A 24,162-nucleotide genomic window follows, 5' to 3' on the forward strand; every position below is an offset into this window, starting at 1 on the left:
GTGCCCGGTACCGCGACCCGCCGGTCAGCCGCTGAGCTGGATGGACAGCTGCACCTTGCCGCCGCGGGGGAGCTGCGCGTCGGAACCGGGGTCCTGGGCGGTGACCCTGGCCATCTCCCCGAAGCCCGGCAGGTCGCCCCAGGCCGCGTATCCGGCGGTGAAGCCGGCTTCCTCGAGGATCTGCTTGGCTTCGACGAGCGTCCTGTCGGTGACATCGGGGACGTCGAACAGCTCCGGTCCCTTCGAGACGATGAGCTGCACGGTGTCACCAGGACGCCAGTTGCCCTCGGACGCACGGTCGGCGACGCCGATCACGAGGTCCTTGTCCATCGACTCGCTGAAGTCGTAGATGATGTCGCCGGACACCTCGAGCTTCTTGTCGGTGAGCGTGGTCGTCGCCTGGTCGACGGACAGGCCCGTGACGTCGGGGAAGGCACCCGCAGACACATAGAGCTCGACGGTGTCGTCCTCGAGGAGCTCGCAGCCTTCTGCGCAGCTGTAGGCCTCGCCGCCGTCGCGCGGAGTGACGAAGGCGTTGATGACGCGCCCCTCGTCGGCGTCGGAGAAGAGCACGAGGGGCTGCTCGGTGACATTGACCCTGAGGTCGGCGAGGTAGTCCCTGGCCTCCTGCTCGGTCTTGCCGTTGAGTGTCTCGGCCGTGTGCGACGCGGGCCCGATCGAGACGATCACCGTCACCTCGGCGCCCTTGTCGAGCCGCTCACCCTCACCGGGATCCGAGCGGATGGTCTCGCCGGCGGCCACCTCGACCGAGTTCTCCTCGCCGCGCACGGGGGTGAACCCGTCTGCGACCAGGGCGGCTGCGGCGTCGTCGTACGACAGTCCGGCAACCGACGGCACGGCGATCAGCGATCCGGGACCGGAGCCGAACCACCATCCCACGCCACCGGCCACGGTCGCCAGCAGCAGGACCAGAGTGAGCAGGAACGCGCCGCGCGCACGACGGCGGGAGGATCGTCGACGCAGCAGCGTGGCGTTGTCGACGGCGGCAGGTGCGGGAGCTGTCGGGTCGGCGATGACCATGGTGCTCGGCATGACCTTGGTCAGGTCGGCAGAGTCGGCCTGCGAGCGCTGCGACCCTGTCGCCGCAGCCACCGCCGGGGCGATTCCCAAGCCGCGCTCGATCTCGCGCAGCCGGTCGAGCATCTGCTGGGCGTCGTCCGGTCGCTCGTCGGGGGACTTCTCGGTCGCCCACAGCACGAGCTCGTCGAGCTGCTCCGGTACCCCGGGGTTGCGGACGCTCGGCCGGGGGACCGACTCCGTGGCGTGCTGGAAGGCGATCTGCATCGGCTGCTCGCCCTTGTACGGCTGCTCGCCCACCAGCATCTCGTACAGCATGATGCCGAGCGCGTAGATGTCGCTGCGTGCGTCTGCGGTGCCGCGCGTGACGAGCTCCGGCGCCAGGTAGGCGATCGTGCCGAGGAGCTGCTGTCCCGTCGCCGTGTTGGCGGTGGTTGCTCGCGCGAGGCCGAAGTCGCCGATCTTGATGCGGCCGTCCTCCGCCAGCAGCACGTTCTCGGGCTTGACGTCGCGATGCACGATGCCGGCACGGTGAGCGGCCGCGAGGCCGGCCAGCACGGCATCCATGATGGTGATGGTCTGGGGGATGGTGAGCCGCTTCTGCTCGCGCAGCAGCTCGCGCAGCGTGATGCCGGGGAGGTACTCCATGACGAGGTAGGCGAGCTCGCCGTCCTGGCCCTGGTCGAAGACGTTCACCACGTGCGGATCCGCCAGTCGGGCGGCAGCACGGGCCTCCTGGATGAACCTGCTCTGGAAGGCGGAGTCGTCGCTCAGGTGCGCGTGCATCACCTTCAATGCGATGCGGCGCTCGAGGCGCAGGTCGGTCGCCACGTACACGGTGGCCATGCCTCCGCGGGCGATCCGAGCGCGAACCCGGTACCGACCGTCGACAAGCCGCCCGATGAGGGGGTCGGCCTGCTGATTGGTCGTCACGTCAAGATTCTATGGAGAACTGCCTGAAAGCTCGGGGAGCGGCTCGCCCCTCGACCCTGCGGGTTTGCCGGAAAGGCGCTCATCCGTGCGTGGCGAGCCACTGGTAGGCCTGGGTCTCCCACTGCCCATAACGATCGGGATACGCCGAGATCTGCACGGCCTGGGCGGCGTCGGTGAATCGCATCCGCTCCCACCCCGCGATGTCGAGCAGTCCGCGGGTCGTCTGACCGTTCGGATCGTGGGTGCCGCCGAAGAACACCCGCGTGCTGCGACTGGAGTCCAGTGCCTGCGCAGCGGTGCCCCAGCCCATGCTCGGTCGCTGCTGGAACAGTCCGATCGAGTCCCGGTCACCGGACGGCAGGTTGCGCATGCTCGATTCGACCATCGCCGTCGCCAGGGCGATGGCGATGGCGCGATCGGACACCCCGAGGTCGCGCCCGATGCGGATGATCAGGGCGGCGTTGCCCGCCTGCTCGGCGTCGAGGGAGGCGAACAGCTGCGGAGGCGGTGTCTTCGCCGACACCGACGCCGGCGCAGTGGTGGCGGCGGCGACCGCGATCTTCTGGCCGGGGTAGATGATGGACCCGGCCGACAGCCCGTTCAGCGCATAGAGCTTCGCGACCGTCGTCCCGTACTTCTGTGCAATGGCGAAGAGCGTGTCGCCCGCGGCGACGGCGTGGGTCTTTCCTCCGGCTGTGACCGGGGGAGCAGTGGGCGCGGTGGCAGTCACGGCCGTGGCCGCCGGAACGCCGGAGAGCGCGAGCTTCTGCCCCGGGTAGATGACGGATGCCCGGGTGAGTCCGTTCGCTGCGAGAACCGCGTCGACGGTCGTGCCGTGTTTCGCCGCGATGGCGAAGACGGTGTCGCCGGCCGCGACGACATGCACGGTCGTGGCGGGGGCGACGGGGGCCTTCGGCGTGACGGCAGCGGCTCCGCCGGTGAGCCGGAGCTTCTGACCGGGGTAGATGACCGACCGCCAGCTGAGGCCGTTGCGGGTGAGGACGTCGACCGTGCGCAGGCCGAACCGGTTCGCGATCGACGAGACGGTGTCGCCGGGCTGCACGACGTACGTCGCTGGCGCGCTCTGGGCGGCGGGCGCGCGCAGCGCGGTCGCCTGCAGGTGCTCGAGGGGAGCGGTGACGGCGTCAGCGGTTGTGGGGGCAGCGGATGCCGGGACGACCGCGAGTGCTCCCGACAGAGTGCCGAGAACCGCGGCAGGCATTCCCAGGCTGAGGTAGCGCGTTCGACGCGCGACGGTGTGCGTTCTCACGGAGGGGCCCCCTTGTTCGGCGTCTGCCCACGCTGACACGGATGTATACGGAAGTCAACAGAAGTGACCTCTGTTACCGGTGTGGCAGGAGTGATTAACGAAGGAACAAGGGGGCTGGAAATGCGGCGCGTGCGCGGAGGTGAGATAGTTGCTGTGTGTCTGTGCCGTCTGAGAACCAGCCCTCCGAAAACCCGCAGTCCGAGACTGCGGCAGCCGCGACCGGCGGGAACGCCTCCGGTGTGACCGCCACCGAGTGGCTGACGATGCCTGATCTCGTCGAGGCCCTCGACGAGACGCTCGGTCGGGTTCGTCGACTGATCGACGAGCACTATCTGGTGGGCTCGCGTCGCACCGGCGTCTTCGCCGTCCCGTCGATCTTCCTCGTCGACGGGCACCCGCTGTCGTCGCTGCGCGGAACGATCATCGTGCTGCAGGATGCGGGCTTCACCGATGACGAGGTCATCGACTGGCTCCTGGCCGACGACGAAGAGCTCGGTCGATCGCCCATCGCGGCGCTGCTCGCCGGTCACAAGAGCGCGGTGCGCCGCGTCGCCCGTACTCTCGCCTGACAGCCGGCCGCGCCGGGTCGCTCAGGCTGATCGAACGGTCGCGGCCCGCGCGAGATCGCGCAGGTCGCCGACTGCCGCGTTGTCCAGCCGAGCGCCGGAGAGCGCGCGATCGGCCTCCAAGGCATACTCGCCGATCATGTCCTCGACCCGGGCGAGTGCACCCGAGTCCGCGATCGTGGCCTGCAGGAAGGACACCTGCTGAGCTGTGAGCTCCGGGTCGCCGAGCATCTCGTCGAAGAGGTTCCGCGCTGACGCCTCGAGCGTCTGCCGGGTGAGCGCCACGAGCACGGTGCGCTTGCCCTCGCGGAGGTCGTCACCGGCGGGCTTGCCGGTGACCGCGGCATCCCCGAACACTCCGAGCATGTCGTCGCGGAGCTGGAAGGCCATGCCGACGGGGTGTCCGAAGCGCCGGAGCGCGTCCAGCTGCTCCTCGTCTCCGTCTGCGATCGCCGCGCCCAGGACGAGCGGCTGCTCGATGCTGTAGCGAGCTGACTTGAATGAGACGACCCGCAGCGCCCGCTCGACATGGGAGTCGGTCGCGTGCACACTCCATGCCGATTCCTCGGCGATGTCGAGGAACTGCCCGACGGTCACGTCGCGGCGCATCCGGCCGTACTCCCGTCGCACTGCTGCGGCATGAGGGAGGTCGCGGATCGCGTCCTCGAGCAGGTCGTCGCTCCAGGCCACGAGCAGATCGCCGAGCAAGATGGCCGATGAGCGGCCGAAAGCCGCGGCATCCCCCCGCCAGCCGGAGTTCCGATGCGTGCCCTCCAGCGCGCGGTGAGCGGCGGGACGACCGCGACGCGTGTCGGAGTTGTCGATGATGTCGTCGTGGACCAGAGCGGCGGACTGGAAGATCTCCAGAGCAGCGCAGACATCCCAGAGCGCAGTCGTCTCCTCGGCGCGGCGATCGTCGAACCGGGCCACCGCCTGCCAGCCGGCGTGGCAGAAGCGCGCCCGCAGACGCTTGCCTCCGACCAGGGTGTCGGCGGCCGAGTCGACCAGAGCGGCGGCGTCGGGCCCGTAGTCCTCCGATTCCCTCCGCATCCGGTCGAGGAACAGCCGGAGGCGACCGGCGACGGCGTCGGAGACAAGGGTGGGGGACGGCACGACTCCCAGCATACGTAAAGCCAACCAGGGGTCCGACGGCTAGCCCCGAGCCTCATCCCGCGCGTAGAATGGATGGACGATACCCGAGGGGGACGAAATGCCACTCTCCGAACAGGAGCAGCGTCTGCTCGACGAGATGGAACGCCATCTCCTCCACAACGACGCCGATGTCGTCACTGCGCCGTCAGGTGACCGCGCTCTCAGCTACCGCAATCTCGTGTACGGAGCCCTGCTGCTCCTTGTGGGTGTGGGTGGACTGATCGTCGGCGTGGTGCTCGGAGACGTGTGGGGAGTCGTCGTCGGCGTGATCGGCTTCGCCGCCATGCTCGGCGGAGTCATGCTCGCCGTCACCCCGGTACGCAAGCCGCTCTCCGCCGTTCCGCGTGAGCGTGCCCCCAAGCAGCAGAGTTCCGCGTCCTTCATGGACCGCATGAACGATCGGTGGGATCGTCGCCAAGACGGTCACTGACCAGACACTTCTTCTCAGACCCGGATGCCTCGAGCATCCGGGTCTTCGTCGTTAACCGGGGTCTTCTTCGGTGAAGGGGAGTCCGGCGAGGTGCGCGATTCGCGCGCGCGGCCGGATCCTCCACTCGCGCTCCACCTTCCTCTACCGCGTGATTCCGCGGTTCTTCGGCATGCCTCGGTGCTCGTCAGGAGTTATGGGGCGGATTGACCGTAGGTTTGTGGAGGAAAGTGGAGTAAAGTGGGGCGCACCTCGAGTTGGCCGGACGGAGAGGGGGTGATGGCTGATGTTGCTGGGAACGCATTCTCCGAAGTTGGACGACAAGGGACGGGTCATCCTTCCCGCGAAGTTCCGCGAAGACCTCGGTGGCGGCATCGTCGTCACCCGAGGGCAGGAACGCTGCCTCTACGTCTTCAGCACGGCCGAGTTCGAGACGATGCACGAGCGGATCCGTCAGGCGCCGCTCGCGAACAAGCAGGCGCGTGACTTCATGCGCCTGTTCCTCTCCGGTGCCAGTGCGGAGATGCCTGACAGCCAGAACCGCATCACCATCCCCGTGCACCTTCGTCAGTACGCGGGGCTGCAGAAGGAACTCATCGTCACCGGAGTCGGCGCCCATGCCGAGATCTGGGATGCCGAGAGCTGGAACAGCTACCTCGCAGCCGGCGAGGAGACCTACGCCGATCTCGAGCAGGAGGTGATTCCGGGACTCTTCTGACCACGGCTGTGATGCCCCGCCGCTCCCGCCCCGACACACTTCCCCGGTGCCGGGTCGCGAAGCGGAGGGGGATCAGGGCCCTGGTCTCCGACACACAGAGATCACCCGAGAAAGATCATGAACCTCCGCGACATCCACACCCCCGTCCTGCTCGAGCGCTGCATCGAGCTCCTCGCCCCGGCCCTCACGGCCGACGGGGCGGTGCTCGTGGACGCCACCCTCGGAATGGGCGGGCACTCCGAGGCGCTGCTCGAGCGTTTCCCGAACATCCGCCTGGTGGGACTGGACCGCGACACCGACGCACTGCGCATCGCAGGGGAGCGGCTCGCTCGCTTCAAGGACCGCGTCACGCTGGTGCATACGGTGTACGACGAGATCGGGCTGCACGCACAGGGCGCGGCCGGCATCCTCTTCGACCTGGGCGTCTCGTCGCTGCAGCTCGACGAGGCCGAGCGCGGGTTCGCCTACTCGAAGGACGCTCCGCTGGACATGCGGATGGACCAGACGAAGGGCGTGACGGCCGCCGAGGTGATCGCGACCTACAGCGAGGGCAACCTCCGTCGCATCTTCGAGCGGTACGGCGAGGAGAAGCTCGCCGGACGCTATGCGCGGTTCATCATCGCCGCTCGCGAGAAGAAGCCGATCACGCGGTCAGGGGAGCTCGTGGAGATCCTCATCGCGGCGACCCCGGCGGCCGCGCAGCGGGCCGGCCACCCCGCCAAGCGGGTGTTCCAGGCGCTGCGCATCGAGGTCAACACCGAGCTGAACGTCCTCGCGGACGCCATCCCCTCGGCGATGGACGCCCTCACCGTGGGCGGGCGGATCGTCGTGATGTCGTACCAGTCCCTCGAGGATCGCCTCGTGAAGCAGGCCTTCGCCGCAGGCGCGGCATCCACTGCCCCTCGCGGTCTTCCCGTCGAGCTGCCTGAGCATGCTCCGCGGTTTCGCATCATCACCCGGGGAGCCGAGCTCGCCGACGACGACGAGCGCGCACGCAACCCCCGGGCGATCCCGGTGCGTCTGCGCGCCGCTGAGAAGGTACGGGAGAGCGCATGAGCGTCAACGCCGTCGCACGTGAACCCCGGGTGCTGCCCGAGGCGCCCGCACGCGAGCCCCGCAGGCGTCTGGAGCCGGTGACCGGCACCCCGGCGCGACGCAAGCCGAAGCTGGCGTACGCGCTGATGGCCGTGGCAGGGGCGATGGCGATCGGAGCGGCGCAGATCGGCCTCTCGCTCGCGATCACCCAGGACTCGTTCGTACTGGCTGGGCTCTCGTCGCAGCAGCACGAGCTGGATCTGCGCACTGATGCGCTGCAGGAGGACCTCACCGGCCTCAGCTCGCCGCAGTCGCTCGCCAGCGGCGCGGCGGACCTCGGCATGGTCGTGGCCGGCTCGCCCTCGTACATCCGACTGAGCGACGGAGCGATCTTCGGCGCGGGGTCCGGCGCGAGCGGCGCTTCGACCGTCGACCCGAACGGGGCCGGCGCCGTGAGCAACGCGCTGCTGAACGACGTCCCGGTCAACGCCTCCACCGAGGACGACGCCACGCCGGAGCATCCGACGCAGGAGCTGCCGCCCGCCATCACCGACGGGCTGCCCAGCCCGAGCACCCGCTAGCCGATCCCCGACATACACGATCCGACGGAGAGAGTCCATGACGACACGAGCCACCCGGACGCCCCGGCGACGCACGGTCGTCGCGCTGGCCGTGATCCTGACGATCCTGGCCGCCTTCGTGGTGCGTCTGATCGACATCCAGGTGGTCAAGGCCGACGAGCACGTCGCGCAGTCTCTGGAGTTCATCGCACACGGCACCGCGATCCCCGGACAGCGCGGATCGATCGTCGACGCCGACGGCGCGGTGCTGGCGGAGAGCGTCATGGTCTATGACGCCCAGCTCAGCCCGCAGGTGATCCGGGTCCTCGAGGAGAACACGAAGAACCCGCCCGAGCTGCCGTGGGCGGAGGCCTCCACGCGTATCGCGGAGATCATGGGGCTCGATGCCGAGAAGCTGCGCGCCGATGTCGCCGCGGCGCTGGCAGAGAACCCGGACTCCCAGTACCTGCCGCTCGTCAAGGGGCTCAGCACCGAGAAGTACATCGAGCTGCGCGAGTTGAAGATCGCCTCGTACCTCACGATGAAGCCACGCGAAGTCCGGGTCTACCCGAACGGTGCCGTCGCGGGGAACCTCCTCGGCTTCCTCAACGGGTCCGGTGAGGCGCAGGCTGGTGTCGAGAAGATGGATGCCCAGTGCCTCGCCCCCACGGACGGCGAGGAGTCTTACCGCACCGGCAAGAACGGCGTCATCATCCCGGGCAGTGAGAGCAGGGTGGATGCGGTCGACGGCGGTGCCGTGCAGCTGACCATCAACAGCGACCTGCAGTGGTACATGCAGCAGATGATCGCCGAAGAGGCCCAGCTGCAGGGTGCCAAGGGTGGCACCGTCACCGTCGTGGAGGTCGGCACGGGCAAGATCCGCGCCGCAGCCGAGTGGCCGACCATGGACCCCAACGACCTCGACGCCTCGTCGTCCGACACGTGGGGGAGCAAGCTCTTCACCTACCCGTTCGAGCCGGGGTCGACGTTCAAGCCGGTGACCGCCGCCGCCATCATGGAGAACGCCGGCGTGACCATGACGAGCCCCACCGTGCAGGCCTCCTCCCACGAGAAGTTCCCCAACGGCGCCGTGATCAACGACGCCTTCGTGCACCCCACCTTCACCTACACCCTCGCCGGTGCGCTCATCGACTCCTCGAACGTCGCACTGTCGAAGTTCGGCACGATGGTGAGTCCGGACGTGCGGTACGACTACCTCCAGCGCTTCGGTGTCGGCGAGTCGACGATCCAGTTCCCCGACGAGGCCAGCGGTCTGCTGCACCCGACGAAGGACTGGGACAACCAGTCGCTGTACACGACGACGTTCGGTCAGTACTTCACCGTCACCGCCCCGCAGCTCGCCGGCGCCTATCAGGCGATCGCGAACGGCGGCGAGAAGATCGGGCTGTCGCTGATCGAGTCGTGCACCGCGCCCGACGGTACCGTCATCACTCCGGATGCTCCCGAGAAGGAGCAGATCATCAAACCGCAGACCGCGGCGGACCTGACGCGGATGCTCGAGAACGTCGCCGTCCAGGGCGGGAACGCCGACCGCATCCAGGTCCCCGGCTACCGGGTGACGAGCAAGACGGGTACCGCGCAGATCCCAGACGGCAAGGGCGGATACAAGTCCGGCGTGTACTACACGAGCATGGTCGGCTTCGCACCGGTGGACGATCCGCAGTACGTCGTCGTGGTCACTCTCGACGAGCCGACTAGAGTTACATCGTCTGCTGCTACCGCCTCGGCCTTCCAGAAGGCGATGACCCAGACCATGAAGACCTACCGCGTGATGCCGTCCTCCACACCGATGGACGCACTGCTTCCCAAGTTCGAATAGTCGGCGCCCTGCCGCGCCTGGAGACGTCATGATCGCCCTGTCGCTTGCTGAGATCACCGCCGTCCTCGGTGGTGATCTGCGCCTCGCCGGTACCGCGACGGCCGACACCGTCGTCGACGGGGTGGTCGACACCGACTCCCGGAACATGTCGCCGGGATCGATCTTCGTCGCCAAGCCCGGTGCGGAGACCGACGGACACCGCTTCGTCGGGGCCGCCTTGGCCGCCGGCGCCGTCCTGGCGATCGTCGAGCACCCCGTCGACGACGAGATCACGCAGATCGTCGTGCCCGACGCGATCGCCGCCCTCGCGGACCTCGCGCGCGAGGTCGTGGCGCGCGTGCGTGCCGGCGGCGACCTGAGGATCGTGGGGATCACGGGCTCGAACGGCAAGACGACGACGAAGAACTTCCTCGCGCGCATCCTCACGGACGAAGGGGAGACGATCGCGCCGATCAACTCGTACAACAACGAGGTCGGCGCCCCCGTGACGATGCTGCGCATCACGCACGGCACGCGCTTCCTGGTGAGCGAGTTCGGTGCGGACGCCCCGGGCAGCATCGCCCGTCTCGCAGGGCTCGTGGAACCCGACATCGCCGTGGTGCTGATGGTCGGCATGGCCCATGCAGGAGGATTCGGCGGCATCGAGGCGACGGCGAAGGCCAAGTCCGAGCTCGTCAGCGCAGCGGTCGCCTCCGGCACCGCCGTGCTCAACGTCGACGACTCTCGCGTCGCTGCGATGCGCGAACTCGCCGAATCCCGAGGGATGCAGGTGGTCGGCTTCGGGCAGAGCGACGCGGCCGACGTGCGGGCGCACGACCTCGAGGTCTCCGCCGCCGGCACGACGTGCGTGATCGAGGCTGCAGGAGAGCGCCTGCCGCTCCGTCTGCAGGTGCTCGGCGCGCACCACGTGGGCAACGCCCTCGCGGCCATCGCCGCCGCCCGCGTGCTCGGCGTCTCGACGGCCGACGCGATCTCGCGCCTCGAGACGGTGGAGATCGCCGAACGCTGGCGCATGCAGCCGCTCGGCAACGAGCGCGTACGCATCATCAACGACGCCTACAACGCCAGCCCGGACTCGATGGCAGCAGCCCTTCGCACCCTCGCGCAGATCACCGGACCGGGCGAGCGCACGGTCGCGGTGCTCGGAGCGATGAGCGAGCTCGGCGAGACCGCAGGGGAGGAGCACGACCGGATCGGCCTGCTCGCGGTGCGCCTGAACATCCAGCGCATCGTCGTCGTGGGTCCTGAGGCCCGCCGTCTGTTCATCTCCGCCATCGGCGAGGGCTCCTGGGACAGCGAGGCCGTCTTCTTCGCCGACCAGGACGCCGCATTCGAGTACCTGCGCACCGAGCTGCGCGACGGCGACCGTGTGCTCGTGAAGTCATCCAATTCCGTGGGCCTGCGGCATCTCGGCGATCGTCTGGGAGAATTGTTCTCGTGAGGTCACTCATCATGGCGGCTGCGATATCGCTCGCCTTCACTCTCTTCCTGACTCCCGTCTTCCTCCGGCTCTTCCGCAAGTGGGGATGGGGTCAGGTCATCCGCACCCCCGAGGCGATCGAGAACCCGAACCACGAGGCCAAGCGCGGCACCCCGACCATGGGCGGCGTGATCTTCATCGTCGGCACCATGGTGGGCTACTTCACCGCCACCTTCGTCGGCGGCGGCGTCCCTTCGCAGTCCGCGCTGCTCGTCATCTGGCTGATGATCGGCTTCGGTGCCGTCGGATTCATCGACGACTACATGAAGGTGCGCAGCCAGCGCAGTCTCGGTCTCTCCGGGTGGCGCAAGATCATCGGCCAGCTCCTGGTGATCATCCCGTTCGGCATCGTGGCGCTGAACTTCCCGAACTCCTATGACCAGACCGCCGCGTCAGGGTCGATCTCGCTGTTCCGTGACATCCCCTGGCTCAACCTGTTCGCCTTCGCGGCCGTGGTCGGCTGGGCGCTGTACCTGCTGTGGATCTCGGTGATCGGCGTCGCGACGTCCAACAGCGTGAACCTCACCGACGGCCTCGACGGTCTCGCCGCGGGTGCGGGCGTGATCGTGGTCGGCGCATACAGCCTCATCGCGTTCTTCCAGAACAAGCAGTCGTGCGTCGGCGAGGGTGTCGATTCCGCGGCGATCGGCGGATGCTACGAGGTGCGGGATCCGTTCAGCCTGGCGATCATCGCCGCATCCTTCGCCGCGAGCCTGATCGGGTTCCTGTGGTGGAACGCTCCGAAGGCCAAGGTCTTCATGGGCGACGTGGGCTCGATGGCCATCGGCGGCGTGATCACGGCCATGGCGATCCTGACCCGCACCGAGCTGCTGCTCTTCGTGATCGCCGGCGTGTTCGTCCTCGCCTCCGGCTCCGTGATCCTGCAGCGCGCCTACTTCAAGGTGACCCGCGGCAAGCGGCTCTTCCTCATGAGCCCCTTCCACCACCATCTCGAGATGCGCGGCTGGTCAGAGGTGACGATCGTCGTGCGCATGTGGATCATCGCCGGTCTCCTCGCGGTGTCCGCCGTCGGACTGTTCTACGTCGAATGGCTGACCCGTGTCAGCTGAATCCCGGCTCGCGTCACTGACCAGCTGGCAGGCGGACTGGTCGGGATTGCGCGTCGCGGTGCTGGGTCTGTCGATGACCGGCTTCTCCGTCGCGGACACGCTGACCGAGCTGGGTTCCGATGTCCTCGTCCTCAGCGAGTCGGCCGACGAGGAGTACGCGAAGCTCCTGCCCGTGATCGGTGCTCGCCTCGAGCTCGGATCGCTGGCCGAGGTCCCGCAGGCGCTGGTCGACTTCGCCCCAGAGGTGGTCATCGCCTCGCCCGGCTTCTCGCCGTCGCATCCGGTCATCCGCTGGGCGCAGCAGAGCGGCATCGCGATCTGGGGAGACGTCGAGCTCGCCTGGCGGGTGCGCGACAAGGTCGTCCGTGACGACGGCACGCCCGCGGACTGGATCCTCATCACCGGAACCAACGGCAAGACGACGACCACGCGTCTCACCGCCTCGCTGCTCGTCGAGGGCGGCCGCCGCGCCGCACCGTGCGGCAACATCGGCGTTCCCGTGCTCGATGCCGTGCGAGACCCGGCCGGCTTCGACGTGCTCGTCGTGGAGCTCTCCAGCCACCAGCTCTGGTACCTCGGGCAGTCCCGCGCCGAGGGCGAGCTCTTCCCGTACGCCTCCGTCTGCCTCAACCTCGCCGACGATCACCTGGTGTGGCACGGGAGCGCCGCCGCCTACCGCGATGCGAAGGCGACCGTCTACCGCAACACGCGCGTCGCCTGCGTCTACAACAAGGCCGACGAGGCCACCAGGATCATGGTCGAGGAGGCCGAGGTCGTGGAGGGCGCTCGCGCGATCGGATTCGATCTCGGGATGCCGGGGCCCAGCGACCTCGGTCTCGTCGAGGGACTCATCGTCGATCGCGCGTTCCTCGACGACAGGGCACGCAGCGCGCTCGAGCTGACGACGGTCGCCGATCTGGAGCGGGTCGGCCTCGCGGCTCCTCATATCGTGCAGAACATCCTCGCCGCCAGTGCCCTCGCGCGGTCGCTCGGCGTCGAGCCTGCGGCCATCCACACGGCGCTGCAGTCCTTCCGTCTCGATGAGCACCGCATCCAGGTCGTCGCCCGGCACGACGGGATCACCTGGGTCGACGACTCCAAGGCCACCAACCCGCATGCGGCGGCATCCTCGCTGCGCGCGTACCCGGGAGCGGTGTGGGTCGTCGGCGGCGACCTCAAGGGCGTGGACATCGCCGAGCTGGTCTCGACGGCGGGCGTCACCGCCCGCGCAGCCGTGATCATCGGCGTCGAGCGGGCGTCGGTCGTGGCGGCATTCCAGCGACACGCGCCGGCGGTGCCGGTGTTCGAGGTGGATGCTGGCGAGACTGGTCACGTCATGAATCGCGTGGTGGAGATCGCCGCGGGGATCGTCGACGGCGAGGGCACGGTACTGCTGGCTCCCGCCGCGGCATCCTTCGACCAGTTCTCCAGCTATGCGGATCGCGGACACCGCTTCGCCGAGGCGGTGCGGGACTGGATAGACCGGGGGAGCGCCGATGACACAGGTCGCACGCCCCCCTCGGTCTGAATCCGGCGGGAGCTCTTCGGGCGGACTCGCTGCGAGGGTCTCCCTCGGGCGACGCTTCACGCCGGTCTCCACCGAGTTCCTGATGATCGCGTCGGCGGCGCTGATGCTCACGATCTTCGGACTCGTCATGGTGCTCTCCGCGACCAGCGCCACGGCCGTCTCCTCCGGCAAGAACCCGATGGACGGCGCACTGCGCCAGGGGATCTTCGCCGTCCTCGGCGTGCCGCTGATGTTCCTCATCTCCCGGTTGCCGATCCCCTTCCTCAAGCGCCTGGCCTGGCCCGCGCTGTTCGGCGCCATCGCTCTGCAGCTGCTCGTGTTCACACCGCTCGGCGTCGCCGACGGCGGCAACAGGAACTGGATCATGGTCGCGGGGTTCACCCTGCAGCCGTCGGAGTTCCTGAAGCTCACGCTGGCCATCTGGATCGGCTACGTGCTGATGCGCAAGCAGACGATGCTGGGCACCTGGCATCAGGTCTTCATCCCGGTGGTGCCGGTCGGTGCGCTCGTGATCGGCACCGTGCTCGCCGGCAAGGACCTCGGCACCGCGATGGTCCTCGTGATCGTCCTGCTCGGCTGCCTCTTCTTCTCCGGCGTCAAGCTCCGGCTGTTCATCCTCCCCGTCCTGCTGGGGATCGCCGCGGTGATCGCGCTCGCTGTGACGAGTCCCGACCGCATGCGCCGCATCACGGCCACGTGCTCCGATCTCTCCTCCTATACGGGTGACTGCTACCAGTCGATCCATGGGATCTGGGGCATGGCGTCCGGCGGCATCTTCGGGGTCGGGCTCGGCAACTCGCAGGAGAAGTACGGCTGGCTGCCCGCCGCCGGCAACGACTTCATCTTCGCGATCGTGGGCGAGGAGCTCGGGCTGATCGGCTGCATCGTCGTGCTCGCGCTCTTCACGCTGTTCACGGTCGGCGCCTTCCACATCATCCGCAAGACGCCGGATCCGTTCATCCGCGTCGCCGCCGGTGGCATCACCGTCTGGATCACCGGCCAGGCCGTGTTCAACATCGGCGTCGTCATCGGCCTGTTCCCGGTCATGGGTGTGCCGCTGCCGTTCATGTCGCAGGGCGGGACGGCGCTGCTCGCGGTGCTCATCGCCTGCGGTGTGCTCCTGTCGTTCGCCCGGACCATCCCGGCGGCGGAGACGCGTGCGGCTGAGCGGACGGCTCCAGCAGGGCGGGGTAGGGTCACACGGTGACCTCGTACCTTCTCGCCGGCGGTGGCACCGCCGGCCATGTCAATCCGCTGCTCGCCGTCGCCGACGGGCTGCGCGCTCGCGACACCGAGGCGACCGTCCTGGTGCTCGGCACCGCGGAGGGCCTCGAATCCCGGCTCGTGCCCGCCAGGGGATACGAGCTCCTGATCGTCGACAAGGTGCCCTTCCCCCGTCGCCCGAACCGTCAGGCCGCTGCATTCCCGACGAGGTTCCGTCGCGCGATCGCCCAGGTGCGGGACCACATCCGCACGCACGGCGTCGACGTCGTGGTGGGCTTCGGGGGCTACGCGTCCGCGCCCGCCTACGTCGCGGCTCGCCGTGAGGGCGTGCCCTTCGTCGTGCACGAGGCGAACGCCAAGCCCGGCCTCGCGAACGTCCTGGGAGCGCGTCGCGCCGCAGCCACGGGTGTCGCCTTCGGCGGCACGCGTCTGCGTGGGGGAGAGGTCGTCGGCATGCCGCTCCGCCGCGAGGTGATCGACCTCGACCGCGCCGCGGCGCGCGACGAGGCGGCCGCGCACTTCGGACTCGACGCCGCACGCCCTGTGCTGCTCGTCTTCGGCGGGTCGCTCGGCGCTCAGCGCCTCAACGAGGCACTCGCTGACTCCTGGGGCGACGTTCTCGCCGCGGGCTGGCAGCTGCTCCATGTCACGGGCGAGCGCAGCGACCTGGCAGACCCCGAGGTCCCCGGATACGCACTGCGCCGCTACGTCGACCGCATGGACCTCGCCTTCGCGTTGGCCGACCTCATCGTGTCCCGCTCGGGAGCGGCCACCGTGAGCGAGATCAGTGCGCTCGGCATCCCGGCTCTCTACGTGCCGTACTCCGTCGGCAACGGCGAGCAGCGTCTCAACGCGGCGTCCGCCGTCGCCGCGGGCGCGGCCAGACTCCTCGACGATGCCACCTTCGACGGCGACGCCGTGCGGCGGATCGTCGTCCCGCTCCTGAACGATCCGCAGCGCCTCGCCGAGATGGCCGCCGCCGCGGAGAAGGTCGGCACGCGCAGCGGCACCGAGAACGTCATCGCTCTCGTCGATCGCGCTCTCGCGGCCTCCTGAACGCGCCGCCGACGCCGCGGCACCGCCGAAACGTCCTCACCGAAAAGTAGACTGAATCCGACATGATCAGACCTGACCTCTCCCTCCCGATCCCCGAGTCGATCTCCTCCGCGCACTTCATCGGCATCGGCGGATCCGGCATGAGCGGCCTCGCGAAGATGTTCCTCGACGCGGGGATCCGCGTCTCCGGCAGTGACCGCGCCGACAGCGACAACCTGCGGGCTCTCGCAGCCGCAGGGGCCACGGTGCACGTCGGGCACGACGCCGCACACCTCGGCGATGCCGACACCGTGGTGCACACCGGAGCGATCTGGCCCGAGAACCCCGAGTTCGTCACGGCCAAGGAGCGCGGGCTGCACGTCATCCACCGCTCGCAGGCGCTGCACTGGCTGATCGGATCCCGCCGCCTCGTCTCGGTGGCCGGCGCCCACGGCAAGACCACCTCAACGGGCATGATCGTCACGGCTCTGCAGGAGCTGGGAGCAGACCCGCACTTCGTCAACGGCGGTGTGATCGAGCAGCTCGGCGTCTCCAGTGCCACCGGCACCGGTGAGCTGTTCGTGATCGAGGCCGACGAGTCCGACGGCACGTTCCTGCTCTACGACACCGCGGTGGCGCTCATCACGAACGTCGACCCCGACCACCTCGACCACTACGGGTCAGAGGAGGCGTTCCACGACGCGTTCGTCCGCTTCGCCGACGCCGCGACCGAGGCCGTGGTCATCTCCAGCGACGACCAGGGGGCGCTGCGGGTGGGCGCTGACCTCTCGCACCCGAACGTCATCACCTTCGGCGAGGCGGAGGGTGCCGATGTACGCCTGACGGACATCGTCGCGGCAGGTCCCGTCTCGGCCACGGTCACGCACGGCGACGAGAGCGTCCGACTGCAACTCGCCGTTCCCGGCGCGCACAATGCGATCAATGCGGCGGGTGCCATCGCCGTCCTCCTCTCGGTCGGCTTCGGCCTGGCCGAATCCGCTCGTGCGGTCGAGGGCTTCGCCGGCACCGTGCGTCGGCTCGAGCAGCACGGGGTCGAGCGGGGGGTCACGGTTTACGACGACTACTCCCACCACCCGACCGAGGTGCGTGCCGCTCTCGAGGCCATGCGCTCGATCGCCGGCTCCGGCCGGATCATCGCCATCCAGCAGCCGCACACCTACTCGCGTACCCAGCACATGTTCCGAGAGTTCGCGGACGTGCTCGAGACGTACGCCGACCACACCGTCATGCTCGACGTCTACGGTGCCCGCGAGGACCCGGTTCCCGGGGTCACGGGCGAACTGGTCAGCGGAGCATTCCAGGATCCTTCGCACGTGCACTATGTCGCCGACTGGCAGCAGGCCGCGGACTACACGGCCTCGGTCGCCCGCGACGGGGACTTCGTGGTGACTCTCGGATGCGGCAACGTGTACCAGATCATCCCGCAGGTGCTCGAGTCGCTGCGCACCAGCGAGGTCTAGTCGATGAGACGTCCGCCTCCGCTCCCCACGCCGCCAGCGGGTCGCGCGGAGGAGACGCCCGCGTCCGCCCGGCGGACCGGCGTGCGCGGACGTCCGCGACACGATGAGACCGACGCGCCCCCCGCCGACCCTTCGCCTCGGTCGCTCGGGGCGAGCGATGTCGCCCCGTTGCGCGACACGGCACAGCCCGATACAGCGGAGGCGGCAGGGCCTGGTGTCGAGGGACGCCCCACGACCACGCGCGACGTGTGGCGAGCCGCAAGGGCCCGACGCAAAGCCCTCCGCAGTGAGATCAGACGCTTCACGCAGCGTTCCCGGCGCCGACGCATCGTATGGCTCAGTGCCATCGGTGCCGTCGTCCTGCTGATCGGGGGTACGGCGGCCGCGGCCTACAGCCCGCTGTTCGCCGTCGAGAAGATCACCGTCGTGGGCGCGAGCACGCTCGATGCGGCCACGGTCGAAGCCGCGCTGGCCGACCAGGTCGGCACTCCGCTGGCCCTGGTCGATTCGAGCGAGGTCAAAGCGGCGCTCCTGGCGTTCCCGCTGATCGAGACCTACGCGCTCGAGGCGCGGCCACCGCACGACCTGACGGTGCGGATCGTCGAGCGCACGCCCGTGGGCGTCATCCGCTCCGACGCCGGGTACACGCTCGTCGATGCGGCCGGCGTCGCACTGGCGACCACCACGGACCAGCCGGCCGGGCAGCCGCTGCTCGACATCGAGGGCGGCATCGAGTCGGCGGCCTTCGAGAGCGCAGGACTCGTGGTGCGCTCCGTGCCTGCCGACCTGCGCGCGACGCTGACCGGCGTGCGGGCGACCACCGCGGACGATGTGACCCTCACCCTGAGCAGCGGTCTCACCGTTGTATGGGGAAGCGCCGAGGACTCGCCGCTCAAGGCCAACGTGCTGACGACGACTCTGGCACAGAGGCCGGATGCCGCGACGATCGACGTCACATCTCCTCGCGCCGTCGTCGTGGGCTGAGGTTTCGACGCCAAACGGGCGACACGCCCGTGTCGCTGCGACTGCGCGGGGGCGTGACGCTTACCTTCGAACAAGAGAAACCAATACCGGGAAATACTTTACACCTCTAGTTGAGGTTTAAGGTTCATCCTTCGGATTCTCACCCTTAGACAGGCTCGACTACTCGGAGGCCGGCCATGAGCCAGAACCAGAACTACCTCGCCGTGATCAAGGTCGTCGGCGTCGGCGGTGGCGGCGTCAACGCCGTCAACCGCATGATCGATCTCGGTCTCCGCGGAGTCGAGTTCATCGCGGTGAACACCGACGCGCAGGCGCTGCTGATGAGCGACGCCGACGTCAAGCTCGACGTGGGTCGCGAACTCACCCGCGGACTCGGCGCCGGCGCCGACCCCGAGGTGGGTCGTCGTGCCGCAGAGGACCACGCGGAGGAGATCGAGCAGGCGCTCACGGGCGCCGACATGGTCTTCGTCACGGCAGGAGAGGGTGGCGGAACCGGTACCGGTGGAGCCCCCGTCGTCGCGCGGATCGCGAAGTCGATCGGCGCCCTCACGATCGGTGTCGTCACCAAGCCCTTCTCGTTCGAGGGTCGCCGCCGTCAGAGCCAGGCCGAAGCAGGCGTGGCGAAGCTGAAGGAAGAGGTCGACACCCTCATCGTGGTGCCCAACGACCGTCTCCTCGAGATCAGCGACCGCGGCATCTCGATGATCGAGGCGTTCGCCACGGCCGACCAGGTCCTCCTCGCCGGTGTGCAGGGCATCACCGACCTCATCACGACTCCGGGTCTCATCAACCTCGACTTCGCGGACGTGAAGTCCGTGATGCAGGGTGCGGGATCCGCTCTCATGGGCATCGGCTCCGCCCGCGGTGCCGATCGCGCGATCAAGGCGGCGGAGCTGGCCGTCGAATCGCCGCTGCTCGAGGCGAGCATCGAGGGCGCCCACGGTGTGCTGCTGTCGATCCAGGGTGGGTCGAACCTCGGCATCTTCGAGATCCACGACGCCGCAGACCTCGTCAAGGAGGCCGCGCACCCCGAGGCGAACATCATCTTCGGTACCGTCATCGACGACACCCTCGGCGACGAGGTGCGCGTCACGGTCATCGCGGCGGGCTTCGACGGCGGCGAGCCCTCGCTGCGACTCGACCCGATGGTCGTCTCACGGCCGGCGACGACCACGCTGCCAGAGGTCGCTCTCTCGAACGACGAGGAGAGCAAGCCCGCGGCCGAGACCGTCGAGGCGGAGAAGGCGCCGCAGCGCGTCACCGCGACGAGCATCGAGCCCGCGTTCGCCGATGACGACATCGACATCCCCGAATTCCTGAAGTGACCTCGGAGCAGGACCGCTCACCCGGGCTGGCTGCGCGGCTGTCGACGATCGATGAATCGATCGTCGACGCCGCGCGCCTGGCGGGTCGCGACCCGGGGGAGATCACCCGGATCGTCGTGACGAAGTTCCACCCGGCATCGCTCGTCCGCGACCTCCACGCCCTCGGCGTGCGCGAGGTGGGTGAGAATCGCCAGCAGGAGCTCACGGCCAAGGCCGGCGAGCTCGGAGATCTGGACCTCCGCTGGCACTTCATCGGGCAGGCGCAGACCAACAAGGCCTCAGCGATCCGACGCAGCGCCGACGCGGTGCACTCGGTCGATCGCGACCGGCTCGCCGACGCCCTGCACAGGGCGGCGGACGACGACAGCTTCCTCGACGTGCTCGTCCAGGTGAATCTGACCGACGATCCCGCGCGAGGCGGCGTCGCTCCCGGCGACGCCCGCGCTCTCGCCGAGCACATCATGACGCTGCCGTCGCTGCGCCTGCAGGGCGTGATGGCGGTCGCCCCCCTCGACGAGGAGCCCGCATCGGCTTTCGCGAGGCTCCGCGCGGTGTCTGAGGACGTCCGCGGAATCGAGCCGTCGGCGCGATGGATCTCGGCGGGCATGACCGGAGACTTCGTCGAAGCGATCGCCGCCGGTGCGACACACCTGCGGATCGGCTCCGCAATCACAGGACCGCGCCCCGACCGGGGTTAACCTCTAGACAGACCAACCCGACACGTTCGAACCGGAGGACACGATGGGTAACCCGCTGAAGAAGACCATGGTGTATCTCGGCCTCGCCGACGAGGAAGAGGTCTACGAGGAGCAGTCGCCGGCTCCGGCCCGCGCTCACCGCGAGCGCGACCGTGAGCGCGAAGAGCCCGCTCCCGCGCCCGTCACCCCGCTGCGTCGACCCGTCGCCGTACGTCAGCCCGCAGGAGGGGCAGTGAACGAGATCCTCACCGTGCACCCGAAGCAGTACCGCGATGCCCAGCTCATCGCCGAGAGCTTCCGCGAGGGTGTGCCGGTCATCATCAACCTCTCCCAGATGAGCGACGCAGACGCACGCCGTCTGATCGACTTCGCCTCCGGGCTCTCCCTCGGCCTCTACGGCCGTATCGAGCGGGTCACCTCGAAGGTGTTCCTGCTCTCGCCGGAGAACATCGCGGTGTCCGGTCACGGGGGAATCGCGCACGCGGACGCCGAGTCCGCGGGCTTCGACCAGTCGTAGACCGTGGGGATCGTCGTCTCCATCGTCGCCAGCATCATCCATCTGGCGCTGCTGCTGTATCTGATCGTGCTCTTCGCGCGCCTGATCCTCAGCTACATCCCGCTGTTCAACCGAGAGTGGCGCCCCAAGGGTGCCGGTCTCGTCGCGGCCGAGCTCGTCTACACGATCACCGATCCGCCGGTCCGGTTCTTCCGACGGATCATCCCGCCCCTGCGGATCGGGACGATCTCGCTCGATTTCGGGTTCTCCATCACGATCCTCATCGTCCTGATCCTGATGAGCATCGTCCGGAACTTCATCTGAGCGCCGTCCGACTTCCGCGCCCTGGAGTGTCGCGGCGTCGCGACTGACAGGCTCGGGGACTATGCTTGGCTCCCAGGTGCGCGCCCCGGGTTCGCGCCACATCTCGACCACGCCATTCTCGAAACTGGCAACCGAACTCATCGAAGGAGCCACCATGGCACTTACCCCGGATGACGTCGTCACCAAGCAGTTCCAGCACGTCCGATTCAAGGACGGCTTCGACCCGGACGAGGTCGACGACTTCCTCGACGAGATCGTCATCGAGTGGCGCAAGGCCCTCGAGGAGAACGTCGAGCTCAAGGCCAAGCTGGCCGCATACGAGTCCGGTGACGCGCCGGCTGCCGCTGCGCCGGTCGCCGAGGCTCCGGCCCCGGTCGCCGCCGAGGCCCCGGCGCCGGCCGAGCCCGCACCGTCGGGTTCCGCGACGGCCACGGCCGGCATCATCGAGCTGGCTCAGCGCCTGCACGACGAGCACGTCGCCGAGGGTGAGGCCAAGCGCGCTCAGCTCATCGCCGAAGCCGAGGGCGAGGTGAACCGCATCCGCACCGAGGCCGAGGCCAAGCAGCGTGAGGAGTCGGCTCGTCTCGAGCGCGAGCGCAACACGCTCGAGGCCCGCATCACCGAGCTCCGCAACTTCGAGCGCGACTACCGCTCGCAGCTCCGCGGCTACATCGAGGGTCAGCTGCGCGACCTCGACGAGAAGTCGGCGTCGACGGACTCGACTCCGGTCTCCGCGATCGGACTGTAGGTCGTCCCTTTGCCAGGACGCCCGCCCCTTCGTCGGTCGGCGGCCGGCACGATCGTTGCGATCCTCGCAGCGCTCGTGCTGGCCGCCGATCAGTTTGTGAAGTACCTCACCGTCGAGAACCTGCCCCTTCAGGAGCCGGTCCCCGTACTCGGTGAGTTCCTTCAGCTGTACTACGTGCGCAATCCCGGCGCGGCGTTCTCGCTCGGGTCCGACGTCACGTGGATCTTCACGATCGCCCTGGCGGTCGTCGCCGCAGTCATCATCTGGAAGGCGCTCGGCCTGCGCTCGCGCCTGTGGGCCGTGGTGCTCGGATGCCTGCTCGGCGGTGTCCTCGGAAACCTCACGGATCGTCTCTTCCGCGACCCCGGCTTCCCGATGGGTCACGTCGTCGACATGATCTCCATGCCGTGGATGATGCCCGCGATCTTCAACGTCGCGGACATCTTCATCGTCACCGGCATGATCTCGGTCGCGCTGCTGGTCGTCTTCGGACTGCGCTTCGACGGCACGCGCGAGCGTGACCACGCTCCCGTCGAGACCGACGAGGAGGCCGAGGCCGCCGCGGTGGCCGAGGCACGGGCCGAGGCAGAAGCCCAGGCGGCTGCGGATCGGACCGCACCGGAGGCACCGGCCGGCGCCGCGGACGGACGCTGAGCGTGGAGTTCCGCTCCCTCCCCGTCCCTGACGGACTCGAAGGCACGCGCGTCGACGCCGCCCTGGCCAAGATGCTCGGGTTCTCGCGGACGTTCGCGGCGGATGTCGCCGCGGCCGGCGGCGTGCGCCTCGACGGAGTGACGCTCGACAAGTCGGATCGCCTGCGCGGCGGCGGCTGGCTCGAAGTGGAGTGGCAGCCGAAGGAGGAGCCCCGCATCGTTCCCATCGCCGTGCCCGAGCTCGGGATCGTCTACGACGATGACGACATCGTCGTGGTCGACAAGCCCACCGGGGTGGCGGCCCACCCGTCCGTGGGGTGGGAGGGGCCAACGGTGGTGGGCGCTCTCGCCGCCGCCGGCTTCCGTGTCTCGACGAGCGGTGCTCCCGAGCGTGCGGGGGTCGTGCACCGTCTCGATGTCGGCACCAGCGGGCTGATGGTCGTCGCGAAGAGCGAGACCGCGTACACCGCGCTCAAGCGCGCCTTCAAGGAGCGCACGGTCGAGAAGATCTACCACGCCGTCGTGCAGGGGCATCCCGATCCCTTGACGGGCACCATCGATGCGCCGATCGGTCGGCACCCGAACCACTCCTGGAAGTTCGCGGTCGTCGCCGACGGCAAGCCGTCGGTGACCCACTACGAGACGCTCGAGGCGTTTCCCGGCGCCTCTCTGCTGGAGATCCATCTCGAGACCGGCCGGACCCATCAGATCCGCGTCCACATGGCCGCCCTCCGGCATCCGTGCGTCGGCGACCCGCTCTACGGTGCGGACCCCACCCTCTCGGCCAGGCTCGGCCTGACGCGTCAATGGCTGCACGCGCACAGGCTCGCGTTCACGCATCCGACCACGGGGGAGTGGGTGCAGTTCGAGTCAGGGTACCCGGCGGACTTCGAGCACGCCCTCGAGGTACTGAGGGGCGAATAGCCTCGGCCCGATGTCCGCGGGGTGCGCGAGACTGTGCGCATGAGCATCGAGGTGCGACCGGCGACCGAGTTCGCCGACGTGGCCACGCTCGTCGGGCCGAAGAAGCCGACGTCGAACGTGTGCTTCTGTCTGAGCTATCGGATCGGCAGCAAGGAGAACGTGGCGCTGCGGGGGCAGGAGCGCGCTGATCGCGTGCAAGAGCTCTGCCGTCACGATCCTCCGCCCGGCCTCATCGCGTACCTCGGCGATGAGCCTGTCGGGTGGGCGGCGCTGCATCCTCGACGCGACACGAGCTTCGCTCGCAACCGTCTCATCCCGCATGTCGACGACCTCGACGTGTGGTCGCTGTGGTGCATCCGCGTGCGTCCGGGGCATCGGGGGCAGGGGATCTCGCACGCCCTCGTCGACGGTGCGATCGCCTATGCGACGTCGAGAGGCGCTCCGGCGATCGAGGGGTACCCGGTCGACAACCGTGGCGAGAAGGTCAATCAGACGATGGCGTATGTGGGCACGCGACGCCTCTTCGAGAAGGCCGGCTTCGTCAAGGCAGCAGATACGGGGTCCACGCTCGACGGTTTCCCACGGGTCCTGATGCGGCTCGCGCTGGACTGAGCACGGGGGCTCCGTCGGCGTCCGATGTCGGATGCCGAAAG

At 68.7% G+C, this 24,162-nt stretch carries 24 protein-coding genes; 21 read left to right on the plus strand and 3 right to left on the minus strand.

Annotation, left to right across the window (positions count from 1 at the left end; genetic code table 11):
* Positions 1–24 precede the first annotated feature (24 nt).
* Together pknB and BLW44_RS07690 are read right to left on the minus strand one after the other, a co-directional pair.
* Positions 25–1,971 (minus strand): Stk1 family PASTA domain-containing Ser/Thr kinase, encoded by a 1,947-nt coding sequence (gene pknB / locus BLW44_RS07685; protein WP_060927451.1) that lies wholly within the window; start codon positions 1,969–1,971, stop codon positions 25–27.
* A gap of 79 nt (positions 1,972–2,050) precedes the next feature.
* Positions 2,051–3,193, minus strand: coding sequence for a LysM peptidoglycan-binding domain-containing protein (locus tag BLW44_RS07690; protein ID WP_060927450.1), 1,143 nt, complete (start codon positions 3,191–3,193; stop codon positions 2,051–2,053).
* A 287-nt stretch (positions 3,194–3,480) separates the two neighbouring features.
* Between BLW44_RS07690 and BLW44_RS07695 the strand changes: the two genes are divergently transcribed.
* Complete coding sequence (locus BLW44_RS07695) at positions 3,481–3,810, plus strand: Rv2175c family DNA-binding protein (RefSeq protein ID WP_338061390.1); 330 nt, start codon at positions 3,481–3,483, stop codon at positions 3,808–3,810.
* Between the two features lie 21 nt (positions 3,811–3,831).
* Here BLW44_RS07695 and BLW44_RS07700 read toward each other — a convergent pair whose 3' ends face one another.
* Positions 3,832–4,932 (minus strand): polyprenyl synthetase family protein, encoded by a 1,101-nt coding sequence (locus BLW44_RS07700; protein ID WP_060927449.1) that lies wholly within the window; start codon positions 4,930–4,932, stop codon positions 3,832–3,834.
* Positions 4,933–5,017: 85 nt separating this feature from the next.
* Here BLW44_RS07700 and BLW44_RS07705 point away from each other — a divergent pair, with 85 nt between their 5' ends.
* From BLW44_RS07705 to BLW44_RS07800, 20 genes are all read left to right on the plus strand, one after another.
* A complete protein-coding gene (locus tag BLW44_RS07705) occupies positions 5,018–5,389 on the plus strand; it encodes a DUF3040 domain-containing protein (protein WP_060927448.1) in 372 nt (123 codons plus the stop codon).
* 283 nt (positions 5,390–5,672) lie between these two features.
* A complete protein-coding gene (gene mraZ, locus BLW44_RS07710; RefSeq protein ID WP_060927447.1) occupies positions 5,673–6,104 on the plus strand; it encodes a division/cell wall cluster transcriptional repressor MraZ in 432 nt (143 codons plus the stop codon).
* A 117-nt stretch (positions 6,105–6,221) separates the two neighbouring features.
* A complete protein-coding gene (gene rsmH, locus BLW44_RS07715; RefSeq protein WP_060927446.1) occupies positions 6,222–7,160 on the plus strand; it encodes a 16S rRNA (cytosine(1402)-N(4))-methyltransferase RsmH in 939 nt (312 codons plus the stop codon).
* A complete protein-coding gene (gene ftsL, locus BLW44_RS07720) occupies positions 7,157–7,720 on the plus strand; it encodes a cell division protein FtsL (RefSeq protein ID WP_060927445.1) in 564 nt (187 codons plus the stop codon). Before rsmH ends, ftsL begins: the two co-directional genes overlap by 4 nt.
* A gap of 37 nt (positions 7,721–7,757) precedes the next feature.
* Positions 7,758–9,539 (plus strand): peptidoglycan D,D-transpeptidase FtsI family protein, encoded by a 1,782-nt coding sequence (locus tag BLW44_RS07725; RefSeq protein WP_060927444.1) that lies wholly within the window; start codon positions 7,758–7,760, stop codon positions 9,537–9,539.
* 28 nt (positions 9,540–9,567) lie between these two features.
* On the plus strand, positions 9,568–10,980 hold the full coding sequence (locus BLW44_RS07730) for a UDP-N-acetylmuramoyl-tripeptide--D-alanyl-D-alanine ligase (RefSeq protein WP_060927443.1): 1,413 nt from the start codon (positions 9,568–9,570) through the stop codon (positions 10,978–10,980).
* The gene (mraY, locus tag BLW44_RS07735) at positions 10,977–12,089 is read left to right on the plus strand and encodes a phospho-N-acetylmuramoyl-pentapeptide-transferase (RefSeq protein ID WP_060927442.1); all 1,113 of its coding nucleotides are present in this window, start codon (positions 10,977–10,979) and stop codon (positions 12,087–12,089) included. Before BLW44_RS07730 ends, mraY begins: the two co-directional genes overlap by 4 nt.
* A complete protein-coding gene (gene murD, locus BLW44_RS07740; RefSeq protein WP_060927441.1) occupies positions 12,079–13,617 on the plus strand; it encodes a UDP-N-acetylmuramoyl-L-alanine--D-glutamate ligase in 1,539 nt (512 codons plus the stop codon). Before mraY ends, murD begins: the two co-directional genes overlap by 11 nt.
* Positions 13,586–14,824, plus strand: a complete 1,239-nt coding sequence (gene ftsW / locus BLW44_RS07745) for a putative lipid II flippase FtsW (RefSeq protein ID WP_060927440.1) — start codon at positions 13,586–13,588, stop codon at positions 14,822–14,824. Before murD ends, ftsW begins: the two co-directional genes overlap by 32 nt.
* Positions 14,821–15,897: a UDP-N-acetylglucosamine--N-acetylmuramyl-(pentapeptide) pyrophosphoryl-undecaprenol N-acetylglucosamine transferase gene (locus BLW44_RS07750; protein WP_060927439.1), complete on the plus strand. Its 1,077-nt coding sequence runs from the start codon at positions 14,821–14,823 to the stop codon at positions 15,895–15,897. The genes ftsW and BLW44_RS07750 overlap by 4 nt, the downstream gene beginning before the upstream one ends.
* 62 nt (positions 15,898–15,959) lie before the next feature.
* The gene (gene murC / locus BLW44_RS07755; RefSeq protein WP_060927438.1) at positions 15,960–17,357 is read left to right on the plus strand and encodes a UDP-N-acetylmuramate--L-alanine ligase; all 1,398 of its coding nucleotides are present in this window, start codon (positions 15,960–15,962) and stop codon (positions 17,355–17,357) included.
* 3 nt (positions 17,358–17,360) lie between these two features.
* The gene (locus BLW44_RS07760) at positions 17,361–18,341 is read left to right on the plus strand and encodes a cell division protein FtsQ/DivIB (protein WP_060927437.1); all 981 of its coding nucleotides are present in this window, start codon (positions 17,361–17,363) and stop codon (positions 18,339–18,341) included.
* A gap of 176 nt (positions 18,342–18,517) precedes the next feature.
* Complete coding sequence (gene ftsZ, locus BLW44_RS07765) at positions 18,518–19,666, plus strand: cell division protein FtsZ (RefSeq protein ID WP_060927436.1); 1,149 nt, start codon at positions 18,518–18,520, stop codon at positions 19,664–19,666.
* Positions 19,663–20,364, plus strand: coding sequence for a YggS family pyridoxal phosphate-dependent enzyme (locus tag BLW44_RS07770; RefSeq protein WP_174521365.1), 702 nt, complete (start codon positions 19,663–19,665; stop codon positions 20,362–20,364). Before ftsZ ends, BLW44_RS07770 begins: the two co-directional genes overlap by 4 nt.
* Before the next feature lie 43 nt (positions 20,365–20,407).
* Positions 20,408–20,881, plus strand: coding sequence for a cell division protein SepF (locus BLW44_RS07775; RefSeq protein WP_060927435.1), 474 nt, complete (start codon positions 20,408–20,410; stop codon positions 20,879–20,881).
* Positions 20,882–20,884: 3 nt separating this feature from the next.
* Entirely contained in the window at positions 20,885–21,184 is a 300-nt protein-coding gene (locus BLW44_RS07780; protein ID WP_245647433.1) for a YggT family protein, read from the plus strand.
* A gap of 154 nt (positions 21,185–21,338) precedes the next feature.
* A complete protein-coding gene (locus BLW44_RS07785; protein ID WP_074731690.1) occupies positions 21,339–21,932 on the plus strand; it encodes a DivIVA domain-containing protein in 594 nt (197 codons plus the stop codon).
* A 9-nt stretch (positions 21,933–21,941) separates the two neighbouring features.
* Positions 21,942–22,586, plus strand: coding sequence for a signal peptidase II (gene lspA / locus BLW44_RS07790; protein ID WP_082724505.1), 645 nt, complete (start codon positions 21,942–21,944; stop codon positions 22,584–22,586).
* Positions 22,587–22,588: 2 nt separating this feature from the next.
* Positions 22,589–23,509, plus strand: coding sequence for an RluA family pseudouridine synthase (locus tag BLW44_RS07795; RefSeq protein WP_060926502.1), 921 nt, complete (start codon positions 22,589–22,591; stop codon positions 23,507–23,509).
* A 39-nt stretch (positions 23,510–23,548) separates the two neighbouring features.
* Positions 23,549–24,121 (plus strand): GNAT family N-acetyltransferase, encoded by a 573-nt coding sequence (locus BLW44_RS07800; RefSeq protein WP_060926508.1) that lies wholly within the window; start codon positions 23,549–23,551, stop codon positions 24,119–24,121.
* Positions 24,122–24,162 lie beyond the last annotated feature (41 nt).

Origin of the sequence: Microbacterium hydrocarbonoxydans, assembly GCF_900105205.1 — a bacterium.
In the GTDB taxonomy this organism is placed as follows: Bacteria; Actinomycetota; Actinomycetes; order Actinomycetales; family Microbacteriaceae; genus Microbacterium; species Microbacterium hydrocarbonoxydans.